We start from the raw sequence: 13,524 nt of genomic DNA on the forward strand, positions 1-13,524 counted from the left end.
CCATATGGCTCCCCGAGCGGAAGCCGCATCATCTGCAGAAAGGTATGAAATGGCCGTGACCTTGACCACGCCCAATACGCTCCTCGGCGCGATCCAGCCACAGACAGGCACGGCCAAGCTGGCCGCCAATCTGGCGACCGTCGTGCTGGGCACGCTGCTGATCACGGCAGCGGCCAAGATCAATGTGCCGGTCTGGCCTGTGCCGGTGACCCTGCAGGGCATGGCCGTGGCCGCTCTGGCGGGTGCCTTTGGCCTGCGCATCGGCGTTGCCACCGTGGCGCTTTACCTGCTGCAGGGCGCGATGGGCCTGCCCGTGTTCGCTGCCGGCGGCGGCATGCTGTATCTCGCCGGCCCCACGGGTGGGTTCCTCCTTGGCTTCCTGCCCATGGCTGCCATCATCGGCTGGGCTGCCGATCGCGGTGCGTCGCGCAAGGTCATGCCAATGCTGGGCGCGATGCTGGCTGGCGAAGCGGTGCTGCTGGCGCTGGGCTTTGCCTGGCTGCTGGTTTTGTCCGGCCAGGCCGGCTGGATCGACCAGTCCAATGTGCTGGCTTCCGCCTGGAAGGGCGCTGTCGAGCCGTTCATCGTTTGGGACGGGCTCAAGATGGCCCTCGCCGCGCTGACCGTGACCGGCGCCTGGAAGCTGCTGCAGTCCAAGCGCTAAGCGCTGCACAGAGAAATGCGAAAGCCGGTCCCGAGGGGCCGGCTTTTTTGTTGGGCTTCGCTCAGTCGCCGATGGGCTGCATGGGCTCGCCTGCCTCGATCGTGGTGAGGCTTTGGCGCACGCGCCGCAGCAGCTCCAGCACTTTGGGGCCGATGGATTCGGCGGCAGCCATGGCAAGAATGTCGACCACGGCCAGCATGGCATAGCGCGAGGACGAGGGCTTGTAGAGCTGGGTCTGGTCTTCCTCAAACACAAAGGGGACGAGGTGCTGCACGGCGCCCGCCAATGGCGTTCCGGGCTTGGTGATGGCAATGCAGGTGGCATCATATTGGCGCGCGACGGCCACCGCGTCGAGGATCGAGCGCACGCGGCCAGAGGTGGAAAACGCCACCACCACGGTGTGCTTGTCCGACACCGAAGCGCTCATGGATTGCAGCTGGGGATCGGCATAGGCGGTGCTGTTGAGCCCGAGGCGAAAGAGGCGATTCTGCAGCTCCACCGCGGCCATGGAGGAATTGCCGCCGGTGCCATAAACGATGATGCGCTTGGCGCCGGCGATTTGCTGGCCAAGGCCGGTGACATCGGTATTGGCGAGCGCAACGCTGATGAGATCGAGCGCCGAATGGGCGCGGCTGCAGATGGTCGAGACCACCTGCTGGGAATTGTGGTTAGCCTCGGTGCTTTCGGCCGCGCGCAGATAGGCGCCACCCAGGGCGAGGGCCTGGGCCATATGCACTTTCATGTCGCGGGTGGAGGCAAAGCCGAGCGAGCGGGCGAGCCGGGTCACGGTGGGCTCGCTGACCCCGGCGCGGGCGGCGATCTCGGCAATGGGGGCGGTGGTGGCGAAGTGCATGTCACCAAGGATCACCTCGACGAGCCGCACTTCGGCCCGGTTGCCCTCCTCGAGCCGCGCCTTGAGCCGGGCAATGATGTCGATCCGCGGCTGGGGCGCAAGCGGTTTGGCCCCCGGCTTGCCAGCCATCACTGCACCGTGGCGGTGGAGGGCAGGCGCAGGCCGGTCGTGGCGTCAAAGATGTGGATGTGGCCGGGCTCGGCCCCCAGGCGCAGCACTGTACCGGTGGCCGGATCGAGCCGGAGGCGGAACACGCAGCGCACTTCCGCGCCGGCGATGCGCCCGAACACATGGGTTTCGGGGCCGGTGGTTTCCACCACTTCGGTCTGGAACTGCAGGGGACCGTTGTCGAGGAGGACATAGTTTTCCGGGCGGATGCCGACATCCACCACGGTGCCATCGGGTGCGTCCACCGGGTTGACCGGCAGCAGGCCGCCATCGGCAAGCTCGATGGCCATGCCGAGAGAGTTGCGCCGATAGGTGCCGGAAATAAAGCTCATCGCGGGCGAGCCGATGAAGCTGGCGACAAATCGGTTGACGGGGCGGTCATAGAGCTCGAGCGGCGCGCCGATCTGCTCGATGCGCCCGCCATTCATGACGACGATCCGGTCGGCCATGGTCATGGCCTCGATCTGGTCGTGGGTGACGTAAACCATGGTGGTGCCGAGCTTTTGGTGCAGCGCCTTGATCTCGGTGCGCATCTGCACGCGCAGCTTGGCGTCGAGGTTGGAGAGCGGCTCGTCGAACAGGAACACCTTGGGGTCGCGCACGATGGAGCGGCCCATGGCAACGCGCTGGCGCTGCCCGCCCGAAAGCTGGCCAGGGGTGCGATCGAGATAATCACCGAGATTGAGGATCGAGGCGGCACGGCCCAGCGCCTGCTGGGTGGCCTCGGATTGTTCGCGGCGCATGCGCGGGCCAAAGGTGATGTTGTCGCGCACATTCATATGGGGGAAGAGGGCATAGGACTGGAACACCATGGAGATGTCGCGCTGTTGCGGCGGCACGTCATTGGTGCGCGCGCCGGCGATGAAGAGGTCGCCGCCGCTGATCTCCTCGAGGCCCGCGATCATGCGCAGCAAGGTGGATTTTCCACAGCCCGAGGGGCCGACGAGCACGATGAACTCGCCATCATTGATGTCGAGCGAGACCCCATGCAGAACCCGGGTCGGGCCGTAGCGCTTTTCAATGTTCTGCAAGCTGAGTTCAGCCATCTCACCTCTCCCTTCACCTTGGGTTTGTCCCGTCAGGTTACCCCGGCAATGTAATAAAGCAACATTGCCGTCACAATTCACTTGAAACTTCCTCGAATATGAAAAAATCTATCACGAGGCGAAAGGGGAGGTCCGCTGAGGCAAACCTTCCAGGCCTGCCACAATGGGAAGGGAATGTTCATGTCGTTGCACTGGTTGAAAGTCGCGACTGCGACCGGCGTCGCTGCCATCGCGCTCGCAAGCGCCTCGTATGCCCAGACGGTCCGGGTGACCGTCGCCGAGTACAGCTCCAAGACCGGCCCCTATTTCGAAAAGGCCGCCAGCGAATTCGAAGCCGCCAATCCCGGCACCGACATCCAGATCGAAGTGGTGCCGTGGGATGTGCTGCAGCAAAAGCTGACTACCGATATTTCCGGTGGCGCCAATGCCGATCTCGCCATTATCGGCACCCGCTGGCTGATCGATTATGTCAGCCAAGGCATTGCCGCCCCGCTCGACGACTACATCACCGACGACTTCCGTGCCCGCTTCATCGATACCTTCCTCAGCCCCTCGGTGATGGAAGGCCAGACCTATGGCTTGCCGATCGCCGCCTCGGCGCGCGCCATGTATTATAACAAGTCGTTGTTCGAGGAAGCCGGCATTGCCGAGCCGCCCGCCACCTGGGACGAGCTCAAGGCCGCCGCCGAAAAGATCAAGGCACTCGGCGGCGATGCCTATGGCTTTGGCCTGCAGGGCAAGGAAATCGAGACCGACGTCTACTTCTATTATGCGCTCTGGTCGCAGGGCGGCACTCTCATAGAGGAAGACGGCACGTCGGGCCTCGACACCGAAGCGGCCTATGCTGCCGCGCAGATCTACAAGGACCTGATCGATGGCGGCTTGACCGAGCCGGGCGTCACTTCGCTCAACCGCGAAGACGTGCAGAACCTCTTCAAGCAGGGCCGCATCGGCATGATGATCACGGCGCCTTTCCTTGCCAACCAGATCAAGGAAGAAGCGCCCGACCTGCAATATGGCGTTGCCGCCATTCCCGCCGGCCCCAATGGCGACCGCGGCACCTATGGCGTTACCGACTCCATCATCATGTTCGAGAACAGCCAGAACAAGGACACGGCCTGGAAGTTCATGGACTTCCTCTTCACCACCGAAAAGCGGGCCGAATTCGACGAGAACGAAGGCTTCCTGCCGGTCAATGCCGAAGAAGCGGCCATGCCGCTCTTTGCTGACAACGCTGACTTGAAGGCCTTCACCGACCTGCTGCCCAGCGCCCAGTTTGCGCCGGTGATCGCCGGCTGGGAAGAAATGGCCGCCGCCACCTCCAATGCGCTGCAGCGCATCTATCTGGGCGAGGGCGAGATCAAGGCCGAACTCGACCAGGCCGCCGCCGAGATCAACGGCATCATCGAAGCCAACAACTAGCATCTGCAGTGCGGGGCGGCGGACCGAACCGGCCGCCCCGTCTTTTTCGCTACCAACAACAAGGTCCAGCCAGCGCATGAACCGGTCGATCTTCACCAACCCTTATGTGCTGATCGCTCCTGCATTCCTGCTGGCCGCCTTCATCATCCTGTGGCCGCTGTTCCAGATCGGGGAAATCTCGATCAGCAATGTCAATCGCTTCGGGCAGTTGCGCGGTTTTGCCGGCCCCGACAACTTCATGGCCGTGCTGGCCGATCCGCAGTTCCTCGCCTCGCTCTGGCGCACGGTGATCTGGACCGTCGGCATCGTCGCCGGCACCATCCTCGTTTCCATTCCCGTGGCGCTGATCCTCAACGAGGATTTTTATGGCCGCGGCCTCGCCCGCGTCATCATCATGCTGCCCTGGGCGGTGTCGCTGACCATGACCGCCATTGTTTGGCGCTGGGCGCTGAGCGGGGAAAGCGGCATGCTCAATTCCGCGCTGATGGGCCTGGGCCTCATCGACCAGAACATCCAGTGGCTGGCGCAGGCGGGTACCGCCTTTCCCATGCAGATCGCCATCGGCATTCTCGTCTCGATCCCCTTCACCACCACCATCTTTCTTGGCGGCCTGTCGGCGATCCCCGACGATCTTTATGAAGCCGCGCGGCTCGAAGGGGCCAGCGGCTGGCAGATTTTCCGCACCATCACGCTGCCCCTGCTGCGGCCCTTCATCAACATCGCGGTGGTGATGAACACGATCACCGTGTTCAACTCGTTCCCCATCATCTGGGCGACGACCCAGGGCGGGCCGGCCAATTCGACCGATATCCTCGTCACCTACCTCTACAAGTTGGGCTTTAATTTCGGCAAGCTCGGGGAGGCCTCGGCGCTGTCGCTGCTGATGTTTGCGCTGCTGCTGTTCTTCACCATCATCTATGTCCGGCTGGCCATGCAGGGAGAGCGGGAATGAAGACTTCGCGCCTGCTGCGCCGCTCGATCATCTCCTGGCTGATCCTGTCGCCGCTGATCATTGCCGTGCTGTTTCCCTTTGCGGTGATGTTCATCACCGCCATCAAGCCGGCCAGCGAAGTGCTGCGCCCCACCTGGTGGCCCAGCAATCCGCAATGGAGCAATTTCGTGACCATGTGGAACGCCACCAATTTTGGGGCGGCCCTCTGGAACTCCATCTATGTCGCGGTGCTCTCGACCGTGCTGTCGATTGCCGTTTCGATCCCGGCCGCCTATGCGCTCAGCCGCTTCCGCTTCACCGGCAAGGGCTTTGTGCAGCAGTTTCTGCTGATCAGCCAGATGCTCTCGCCCATCGTGCTGGTGATCGGGCTGTTCCGCCTCTTGGTCGCCCTCAAGCTGCTCGACAATCTCAATGCCGTGGTGTTCGTCTACGCGACCTTCAACATCGCCTTTTCGGTGTGGATGCTGCAGAGCTATTTTTCGACCATTCCCAAGGATCTCGAGGAGGCCGCCTGGATGGAAGGGGCCACCCCCTGGCAGGCGCTGCGCAAGGTGTTCCTGCCGCTGGCGCTGCCGGCCGTAACGGTGACCGCGATTTTCTCGTTCATCAATGCCTGGAACGAGTTCGTCATTGCCCTGACCATGCTGCGCAATCAGGCGAGCTATACCCTGCCCATCCAGGTGTTCTCGCTGGTGGCGGGCCGCTACACGGTGGAATGGCACCATGTGATGGCCGCAGCCTTCGTCGCCACCATTCCCATCGCCATCGTTTTTGCCTGGCTGCAGCGCTATCTCGTGCGCGGCCTGGCGCTGGGCGCGGTGAAATAAGGCGCCACCCCCACCAACCACTGTTCACCCGATCGCCGCTCGCCTGGGCCACCCCGCGAGCGGCACACTTCAAGGAGCTTTCCGATGGCTTTGCCCGGAACCAGTTATGACCTCGTGCTCAAGGGCGGGCGCGTCATCGACGAACGCAATGGCATCGATGGCCAGTTCGATCTTGCCATCAAGGCCGGCAAGGTTGCCGCCGTGGCGCCGGCCATCGAGGCCGGCACGGCCGCCGTGCGGGATGTGGCGGGGTGCGTCGTCGCGCCCGGGCTCATCGACATCCACACCCATGTTTATCATAAGGCCACGTCGCTCAGCGTCGATCCTGGCTTCATCGCCCGCCGCTCCGCCTGCACCACGCTGGTGGATGCCGGCAGCGCCGGCGCCGGCAATTATGACGGGTTCCGCGATTATGTGATGAACCACTCGCCCTATCGCATCCTCGCCTTTCTCAACATTTCCTTCCCGGGCATTTTCGGCTTCGACAAGGATGTGTCGATCGGCGAAGCCACGGCACGGTCCATGCTGCCGGTGCACCGGTGCGTGGAAAAGATCGAGGCCAATCGCGACCGCATCATTGGGGTCAAAGTGCGCATTGGCGGCATCGTCACCGGCGATCTGGGCCTGGGGGCGCTGGAACTGGCCCTCGAAGCCGCCGAAGCGGTCGACCTGCCGCTGATGACCCATATCGGCACCCCGCCACCCAGCTATTCCGACGTCGTCGATATGCTGCGCCCGGGCGATATCCTGACCCATTGCTATCGCCCCGATCCCAATTCGGCCATTGGCGAGGATGGCAAGGTGCTCGATGCCGTTTGGCGCGCCCGCGAGCGCGGCGTGTTGTTCGACATCGCCCATGGCATGGGGGCCTTTGGCTATGACACGGCTGAAACGGCACTGCGCGACGGCTTCAAGCCGGACCTGATCTCATCGGATGTCCATGTGATTGCTGTGGAAGGACCGGGCTATGACATGCTTCATACCATGAGCAAGTTGCTCAATTGCGGGCTGACCCTGGCTGAAGTCATCGGCATGTCCACCAGCCGCTCGGCGCTGGCGATCCGCCGGCCCGAACTGGGGCAATTGGGGGTCGGCGCGCCCGCCGACATCACCGTGCTGCGCGAGTACGACAGCAATTATGTGTTCGAGGATGTGGTCGGCACCCGCCGGCAAGGCTCGACCCTGCTGCAGCCCGAGGCGGTTTATCTGGCGGGCAAGGAAATGGAAGTCAGCCGCCGGCCGTTTGAAGAAGCCTTTTTGCGCGGGCATCACCACGCCCATTAGAGGGTAGGGCAGGGGCTTGCCCCTGGCTGCGGCGCCGGTTCCCGGGCGCTGCCTTGCCGGCAAGTTGAACAGGCCGAACCAAAAAGAAAGCAGCCCGCGATCCCCCGGGCTGCTTTCCCTTGCCTGGATTATTCGGTGAAATCGAATTCGGCGAGTTCGCAGACATTGTTGTTGGCCGAGACGAGCTGGTCGCCATCATCGAACACGGCCAGGAAATCATATTTGCAGTAACCGCTGCCGTCATCGATATTGATCATGGCGCTGGAGCCTGAAGCGAGCACATCGCTGCCCAGAATATCCTCTTCCCAGTTTTCGGTACCAGTGTTGGAGGCGTAAAATTCGGTGATCACATAGGACGTCTTGTTGTTGATCTTGACCTTGCGGTCGAGCGCCGACGCCGTCACCACGCTGGCACACAGCATCGCCAATGCGATGACTGCCGAACACTTCTTCATGATATCCCTCAATGTTGCAGAACTGCGCCCCAGCCCTACTGGTCCGAGCATCTACTTAGCAACAGGATTCTCGCGAGGCGTAAGGGCGGCAGGGATGGTGCCGCGAGGCGATAGGGAAGGGGGCGGCTGGCACAGGAACGGTCGATCCTTCGCGCGTGCTGCTTACGACTTGTTCCCGAGCAACGCTCCTAAAGCTGCGCCAACGCCTAAGCCGACGGCAACGCCGACCGCCAGATTGTCCAGCACTGTCAGGCCGACTGCGGCTCCAATAGCGAGCCCGATCGCTATTGCTGCGCCCATGCACCTTCTCCATCCGGCCGAACGCGAACACGGTAATACCGGCGCCAGGGAAGCCAAGTTCGCAGGGAACGGCGAGAAAAAACCGGACCTCCTGAGAGGCCCGGTTTGGTTGGTCGGAGTAGAGTGATTCGAACACTCGACCCCCTGCTCCCGAAGCAGGTGCGCTACCAGGCTGCGCTATACTCCGTCAGAACGTCCGGGGTTTGCTGGTGCGAGCCCCTGGCTGGGCCGTTATCCCTCGCGTTGGCGGCTTTATAGCCGCGGCGGGCAAGGCATTCAAGCACTCTCGATCAAGCAAATTGAGTGGCGCCCGAGCGTGTTGCACAGTGCCGGCAAAGCGTGTAGGAACCGCCGCAGTTGGGGCGTCGCCAAGTGGTAAGGCACCGGTTTTTGGTACCGGCATTCCTAGGTTCGAATCCTAGCGCCCCAGCCAGGATTTTCTCACCTCCCGTTTACGGCATTGGCCTCCGTTCCATTTTGCCGGTCAGCAGAAACCTGTGATTTCGCGGGTATGCCTTAAGTTGCGGCATCCATGGTGAGCTCCAGGCTGCGCAAGCGCTTTTGCGGATCGTACATATCGGACACGATCATCAGCTCATCGGCTTGCGTGCGCTCGATGATCTGCTGCAGGCCGCGACGGACGGTTTCCCTGCTGCCGATGACGCTGAAATCCAGCATCTGCCCGGCCTGGGCCTTTTCCATCGGTGTCCAATAGGTGTCGATATCATCGATCGGCGGCTGCATGAGCTGACGCTGTCCGCGGAAGATATCTGCGAACGACATCTGTTGCGACGTGGCAAGGAAACGCGCTTCCTCATCCGTTTCTGCGGCAATCACATTGACGCCGACCAGCGCATAGGGGGCGGCGGCCTGTTCGGATGGCTTGAAACGATCGCGATAGATCGCCAAGGCCTGATCCAGCGCCTGGGGCGCGAAATGCGAAGCGAAACCATAGGGCAGACCCAGTTCAGCCGCCAATTGCGCACCGAAAAGGCTCGATCCGAGAATCCAGAGCGGCACATTGCTGCCTGAGCCAGGAACGGCTTCAATCCGCTGGTTTGGCCCGGCTGGGGCGAGAAAGGCCTGCAACTCCAGGACGTCCTGCGGGAAATTCTCGGCATTGGCGGGATCGCGCCGCAAGGCGCGCAATGTCAACTGGTCGGTGCCTGGAGCGCGTCCCAGGCCAAGGTCAATGCGCCCCGGAAACAGCGTCTCCAGGGTTCCGAACTGTTCAGCGATGACATAGGGAGCGTGATTTGGCAGCATGATGCCTCCGGCACCGACGCGGATCGTGCTGGTTCCAGCTGCGATATGGGCGATCACCAGTGACGTGGCCGCTGTGGTCACACCGGCCATGTTGTGGTGCTCGGCAACCCAGATCCGGCGATATCCCAGCTTTTCGGCGTGCTGGCCAAGCGCCCGCGCCTCATCAAGTGCCGTGCGCCGGTCAGAGCCTTCGCGCACACGACCCAGTTCGAGAATTGAAAGTGGGATCACCCTGAAATGCCTCGGCTAAAGTAAACAGTGTCCGATCCCCTCCAAGCCGAAGGAAACCGTCGTATCCACCCCAGATAGGTGGGCTGCTGCACCAGTTCAATCGCGGAGGCGCTTGTGTCTGGCGAAGTCAACATAGCAGGCCTATGCCTATCCGAGATACTGAGGAGGCAGTTTGAGCGGAACGGGCGCTTAACGACCCATGGCAGCCGTTCCGTGGCGCCGAACCAGCACGGAGGATTTTAGGATGGCAAATGACGGGTTCAACGACCGCAATGGTGCGCTTTGCAGAAGCCGTCTCAGTCAGTGGGCTACCGATACTGTTTTTGCATGTTGAGACCGCCCCCGGAAACTCAGTCGACCTCCGCTCCAACTGCGTAGAACGGGTCGGGTTTGTCGACAATACCAGCCAAGGGAACAACGGGGCAGATCGGGGCGGCATCAGGCTCCAGGTGTCGCAAATGACGCACATCGGCGCCTGCCGTTGATGAGGAGGTCGTGCTTCAAGCACAGCCCATCCTGTGCCCGGACCGATGCGGCCGCCGAGGACAGCGCTGTCAGCCCAGGCAATTCACGTTCAAGCCGCCCCGGATCACTGCAGAAGTGTGCGCAGGAGAAACAGGTCTCGTGCGGGGCCTTGCTGCCGTCCAACCCATTGCGGATGAGGGCAAGAAGGCTCATTGGCCCAGCGCTTCCCAGTAAAAACCAAAGACATAAACCGAGAGGATAAAACCGAGGACCACATTGACGGCCACCCCGGCGGTGAAGGCGCCAAACGGTTTGGGACCTGCGGCGGCCAGGTCGCGAAAGCGGGTGGTCAGGCCGATGCTGAAGAAGCAGAAGATGAAGGTCCAGGTGAACAGATTCCGGATCGGCCCGATCAGGTTGGGAATGACGATGCGGTTATAGTCCTCAAGGCTGAATTGGGTGGTCACCGTGGTGATCACAGCCGAGGCCAGAAAGAAGCCGATCACGAATTTGGGAAAGCGCCGCCAGATTTCGCCGACATCGGGAGCGCTCCCTCCCGGACGGGCATCCCAGCGCATGGTCGCGACGATGGCGAGCCCCACGGCCCAGATGCCGATCCAGGGATCGCGACCGACGACCTTCATCAAGGTAAATGCCTGTACCGCCTGTTCGGGGGTGCCAGCAATACCATCCACCCGCCCGGCATAGCCCCCATAGGCCTGGGCCGCGGCAATGCCCGCGGCATCGGCAAATTCGGAGGTGCCGATCCAGGCGCCGGCGATCCCGGTTGGCAACCCCAGCGCACGGGCAACGAGCGGGAGAACAAAGATCATCACGATCGCCCAAAGCACGACAATGGTGATCGTAACGGCAGTATCCTCCTTCTTGCCGCCTACGGCGCCCGCTACTGCAATGGCGCCCGACACGCCGCAGACAGCCCCCCCCACGCCGAGCGTCGCGGCAAAGCGCCGGTCAAGGCCAAGCCGCACGGCCACCAGATAGATCACGCCGAAGGTCGTCAGCGACACAAGGGAAGCCTGCAGGATCGCAATGGGCCCGGCCTTGGCGATCAGCGACAGCGGCACGGTGGCACCGAGCAGCACGATCCCGGTCTTGACGTAGAACTCGCCCTTGAAGCCGGCATCGAGCCAGCGCGGCAGCCCTACGGTGTTGGCAATAACGAGCCCAAGCAGAAGCGCGACCAGGGGCGGCTCGAGATTGAAGTGCACCGCTTCCTCCCACTTGCCGATCACAGAGATGGCATAGGCCGCCAGGAAGAGCAGGGTGAATGCGGGTGCGAAGGCGCGAATACTTTGGCCAAGCGCTGCGAGCGCGAGCGAGAAGGCCACCAGCCAAAACAGATACAGCGCGCCGTAGCGCGGCCAGTTTGCCGCCAGGTCGTCGATTACCTGGGAGAAGTTGCTCCACTGCGGCGGCACCACCGCCAGCCAGCGCAAGCTGCCCCCGCTCCAGAACAAGAGGCACCCTATTGCGACCACCGTTAGGCCAATCCAGATGGCCCACCAGTCTTCCTTGCGCCATAGCTCGCGCCAGCCTGACGGGGGGGCATCTTTGGCCGGCGCGGTGGTGTCCGTCATGATCATGATCCCCCAAAGAGTTGTAGCGCGGCGGCATGCGCGGTCGAGGGCGAATGCAGGGCGCGGGTTCCACAGCACGTTGCGAGCTTGCGGTCTGCTGGAGGCGCTGCCCGTCCGAAGTCGGGCGCGAGCCTAGGTCTTGGGAATTAAGACGGACGAAGCCACAAGCACGCAAATTATACCTAAAGCGGCTTGCAGCGGAGGAAACCTGGGGGGCCAAGTACGCCGCTGCTATTCTCTAGGGCTGTTCAGAACCGATCGACAAAGTCCAAAGTGGCTGCCGGCTTCCGGGTAGGAGCCGTCGACACTAAGTTTGTCGATATCCCGGTAGCGCTTGTCGCTAAAGGTTTTCGCCTTTGGAGCTTTGCCCAGAAGTTATCGGTCTGCGATCCACCCGTTCAAAGCTGTTCCCCGACCGCAAACCGCGCGGGCAGCCTTCAGGATCTCGATCGCATGGGTTGAATGGAGAAGAGCTCGACCTTGAGATCGGGATAGTCACGCAGGATCGGCTTGTGCGCAAACCATGAACGGGCCCAATTGCGTGGTGATCGCCCTTGGCGCTGGCGCGACGGGTTGATCAGTTCGGCGGTTCTCGCCGAGTTGATCGGAGCGGGGGCTCACTGGTGTCCAAGCGGTCGGTCCCCTCACGCGGACCACCCACCTTCCTCGCTGCCCCACTAGCCGAGGCCGCTTCGTTGCCCTTGCTGAACCGCACGAGGAACTTGGCGCCGCCGTTATCGCTCCTGCCCACAGAGATGCTGCCGTTGTGCCGCCTGATAATCTCCTTGACCAGGCTCAGGCCAAGACCGGACCCTTCGTTCATGGGCTTGATGCGATGGAATGGCTCAAAAATCCAATCCCGGCGATCTGCGGGAATACCCGGCCCACTGTCGCTGATGGCGATCGACCGGTCCGCATGGACCGTCAGCAGGATTTCACCCTCGCCGCCCGCATGGATAATCGCATTCTGGACGAGGTTGATCAGGCCACGCTCAAGGGAGCTGGCATCGCCCAGCACCACCAAACTTTCCACCTCCGTGTCAAAGACCGGATCATACCCCGCCGCAATCGCCAGCGGCGCCAGGTTGGCCATGACATTGCGGCTCAACGCCACCATTTCCACCGGCTGAGGCGCCGTCTCCTGATGCTCGATCCTTTGCAGATCCAGGAGCTGTTCGGCCAAATTGGCCAGCCGGTGTACGTCCATGAGGACGCGATGGTCGAATTCCCCTTTGCGGGACAGCTCCAGTCGGTTCAACAGGATGGCGATCGGCGTCCTCAACTCATGGGCGGCATCGGAGAGGAAACGCTGCTTTTCGGCATAGCCATCGTCCAGGCGGCTCAGAGCGGCATTGATCGCATTAACGAGCGCCGCGACCTCCGAGGGCACCTCATCGCTCGGCAGCCGCACGCCACGTTGTTCGATGTCGATCCGGGAAGCCACGCGTTCGACGGCCCGCAGACTCGATAAACTGGCGCGCACGACCTGCGGAACCACGAGCATCGTCAAACCACCGAGCACCGCAACGAGAAGCACGAACAGGGGGCCGACTTCGCGTCCGGCAAAGGACAGCATGCCCGCGATCCAGCTCGGCCTCGCTCCGCCGCCGAACATGACCTTGACGTCCCCAACCCGGGAATCCTCCTCAAACAGCATGGCTCCATCGAAGTCGCTGGTTGAACCGAGCACCTCCAGGCTTTCGATGTCAGCGAGCCCATCCAGCAGCGAGTTCATTTGTGGCGGAACCTCGCCCCCGACGACCCGCCGCCCGAACTCGTCCACAACAACGTACCAGAGCCTGGGCGATGACCGGCGCACTTCCGCAAGGTCTTGGGTATCCTCGATCCGGAGCGCCCCGCCCTCGGCCACCAGGCTATCCGCGAGGATCTCGGAGATGTCGAGGTCGAACTTGGCTCCGGTATAGTCCTCGATATAGTAGAAAAAGAACACGCTGCTCAAAGCTATGGTAAGCAGAGCCGCCAGTTGCCAGAG

The 13,524-nt window shown here is 62.3% G+C and carries 12 protein-coding genes and 2 tRNA genes; 6 read left to right on the forward strand and 8 right to left on the reverse strand.

Going from position 1 to position 13,524, the window contains the following annotated elements:
* Nucleotides 1-49 precede the first annotated feature (49 nt).
* Nucleotides 50-664, forward strand: a complete 615-nt coding sequence (locus ELX51_RS03695) for a biotin transporter BioY (RefSeq protein WP_127752244.1) — start codon at nucleotides 50-52, stop codon at nucleotides 662-664.
* Nucleotides 665-725: 61 nt separating this feature from the next.
* Here the strand turns inward: ELX51_RS03695 and ELX51_RS03700 are convergent, their stop codons facing one another.
* Complete coding sequence (locus ELX51_RS03700) at nucleotides 726-1,646, reverse strand: MurR/RpiR family transcriptional regulator (protein WP_127752245.1); 921 nt, start codon at nucleotides 1,644-1,646, stop codon at nucleotides 726-728.
* Nucleotides 1,646-2,731, reverse strand: coding sequence for a sn-glycerol-3-phosphate ABC transporter ATP-binding protein UgpC (gene ugpC / locus ELX51_RS03705; RefSeq protein ID WP_127752246.1), 1,086 nt, complete (start codon nucleotides 2,729-2,731; stop codon nucleotides 1,646-1,648). Before ugpC ends, ELX51_RS03700 begins: the two co-directional genes overlap by 1 nt.
* 180 nt (nucleotides 2,732-2,911) lie before the next feature.
* Here ugpC and ELX51_RS03710 point away from each other — a divergent pair, with 180 nt between their 5' ends.
* The 4 genes from ELX51_RS03710 (at nucleotide 2,912) to ELX51_RS03725 (ending at nucleotide 7,216) form a co-directional block, all read left to right on the forward strand.
* Complete coding sequence (locus ELX51_RS03710; RefSeq protein ID WP_127752247.1) at nucleotides 2,912-4,153, forward strand: sugar ABC transporter substrate-binding protein; 1,242 nt, start codon at nucleotides 2,912-2,914, stop codon at nucleotides 4,151-4,153.
* A gap of 76 nt (nucleotides 4,154-4,229) precedes the next feature.
* A complete protein-coding gene (locus tag ELX51_RS03715) occupies nucleotides 4,230-5,105 on the forward strand; it encodes a sugar ABC transporter permease (protein ID WP_127752248.1) in 876 nt (291 codons plus the stop codon).
* The gene (locus tag ELX51_RS03720) at nucleotides 5,102-5,932 is read left to right on the forward strand and encodes a carbohydrate ABC transporter permease (RefSeq protein WP_127752249.1); all 831 of its coding nucleotides are present in this window, start codon (nucleotides 5,102-5,104) and stop codon (nucleotides 5,930-5,932) included. Before ELX51_RS03715 ends, ELX51_RS03720 begins: the two co-directional genes overlap by 4 nt.
* 84 nt (nucleotides 5,933-6,016) lie before the next feature.
* The gene (locus ELX51_RS03725) at nucleotides 6,017-7,216 is read left to right on the forward strand and encodes an amidohydrolase/deacetylase family metallohydrolase (RefSeq protein WP_127752250.1); all 1,200 of its coding nucleotides are present in this window, start codon (nucleotides 6,017-6,019) and stop codon (nucleotides 7,214-7,216) included.
* 128 nt (nucleotides 7,217-7,344) lie between these two features.
* Here ELX51_RS03725 and ELX51_RS03730 read toward each other — a convergent pair whose 3' ends face one another.
* From ELX51_RS03730 to ELX51_RS03735, 3 genes are all read right to left on the reverse strand, one after another.
* Nucleotides 7,345-7,671: a hypothetical protein gene (locus ELX51_RS03730; protein ID WP_127752251.1), complete on the reverse strand. Its 327-nt coding sequence runs from the start codon at nucleotides 7,669-7,671 to the stop codon at nucleotides 7,345-7,347.
* A gap of 162 nt (nucleotides 7,672-7,833) precedes the next feature.
* Nucleotides 7,834-7,971 (reverse strand): hypothetical protein, encoded by a 138-nt coding sequence (locus tag ELX51_RS19915; RefSeq protein WP_164854737.1) that lies wholly within the window; start codon nucleotides 7,969-7,971, stop codon nucleotides 7,834-7,836.
* 110 nt (nucleotides 7,972-8,081) lie between these two features.
* A tRNA-Pro gene (locus ELX51_RS03735) sits at nucleotides 8,082-8,158 on the reverse strand.
* A 171-nt stretch (nucleotides 8,159-8,329) separates the two neighbouring features.
* On the opposite strand from ELX51_RS03735, the gene ELX51_RS03740 reads away from it, so the two are divergent.
* Nucleotides 8,330-8,404 (forward strand) — tRNA-Gln (locus tag ELX51_RS03740).
* An 83-nt stretch (nucleotides 8,405-8,487) separates the two neighbouring features.
* On the opposite strand, the gene ELX51_RS03745 is transcribed toward ELX51_RS03740, so the two are convergent.
* From ELX51_RS03745 to ELX51_RS03755, 3 genes are all read right to left on the reverse strand, one after another.
* On the reverse strand, nucleotides 8,488-9,468 hold the full coding sequence (locus tag ELX51_RS03745) for an LLM class flavin-dependent oxidoreductase (RefSeq protein ID WP_127752252.1): 981 nt from the start codon (nucleotides 9,466-9,468) through the stop codon (nucleotides 8,488-8,490).
* A gap of 674 nt (nucleotides 9,469-10,142) precedes the next feature.
* The gene (locus ELX51_RS03750; RefSeq protein WP_127752253.1) at nucleotides 10,143-11,531 is read right to left on the reverse strand and encodes a putative sulfate exporter family transporter; all 1,389 of its coding nucleotides are present in this window, start codon (nucleotides 11,529-11,531) and stop codon (nucleotides 10,143-10,145) included.
* Between the two features lie 577 nt (nucleotides 11,532-12,108).
* Complete coding sequence (locus tag ELX51_RS03755) at nucleotides 12,109-13,482, reverse strand: HAMP domain-containing sensor histidine kinase (RefSeq protein ID WP_127752254.1); 1,374 nt, start codon at nucleotides 13,480-13,482, stop codon at nucleotides 12,109-12,111.
* Between the last annotated feature and the right edge of the window lie 42 nt (nucleotides 13,483-13,524).

The sequence above is a fragment of the Devosia sp. 1566 genome (genome assembly GCF_004005995.1).
Lineage (GTDB): Bacteria > Pseudomonadota > Alphaproteobacteria > Rhizobiales > Devosiaceae > Devosia.

What these genes read in the sequence shown, in the direction of transcription:
- ELX51_RS03695 (WP_127752244.1), top strand. Translation starts at nt 50, where the DNA reads ATGGCCGTGACCTTGACCACGCCCAATACGCTCCTCGGCGCGATCCAG.
- ELX51_RS03700 (WP_127752245.1), bottom strand. Translation starts at nt 1,646, where the DNA reads ATGGCTGGCAAGCCGGGGGCCAAACCGCTTGCGCCCCAGCCGCGGATC.
- ugpC (WP_127752246.1), bottom strand. Translation starts at nt 2,731, where the DNA reads ATGGCTGAACTCAGCTTGCAGAACATTGAAAAGCGCTACGGCCCGACC.
- ELX51_RS03710 (WP_127752247.1), top strand. Translation starts at nt 2,912, where the DNA reads ATGTCGTTGCACTGGTTGAAAGTCGCGACTGCGACCGGCGTCGCTGCC.
- ELX51_RS03715 (WP_127752248.1), top strand. Translation starts at nt 4,230, where the DNA reads ATGAACCGGTCGATCTTCACCAACCCTTATGTGCTGATCGCTCCTGCA.
- ELX51_RS03720 (WP_127752249.1), top strand. Translation starts at nt 5,102, where the DNA reads ATGAAGACTTCGCGCCTGCTGCGCCGCTCGATCATCTCCTGGCTGATC.
- ELX51_RS03725 (WP_127752250.1), top strand. Translation starts at nt 6,017, where the DNA reads ATGGCTTTGCCCGGAACCAGTTATGACCTCGTGCTCAAGGGCGGGCGC.
- ELX51_RS03730 (WP_127752251.1), bottom strand. Translation starts at nt 7,671, where the DNA reads ATGAAGAAGTGTTCGGCAGTCATCGCATTGGCGATGCTGTGTGCCAGC.
- ELX51_RS19915 (WP_164854737.1), bottom strand. Translation starts at nt 7,971, where the DNA reads ATGGGCGCAGCAATAGCGATCGGGCTCGCTATTGGAGCCGCAGTCGGC.
- ELX51_RS03750 (WP_127752253.1), bottom strand. Translation starts at nt 11,531, where the DNA reads ATGACGGACACCACCGCGCCGGCCAAAGATGCCCCCCCGTCAGGCTGG.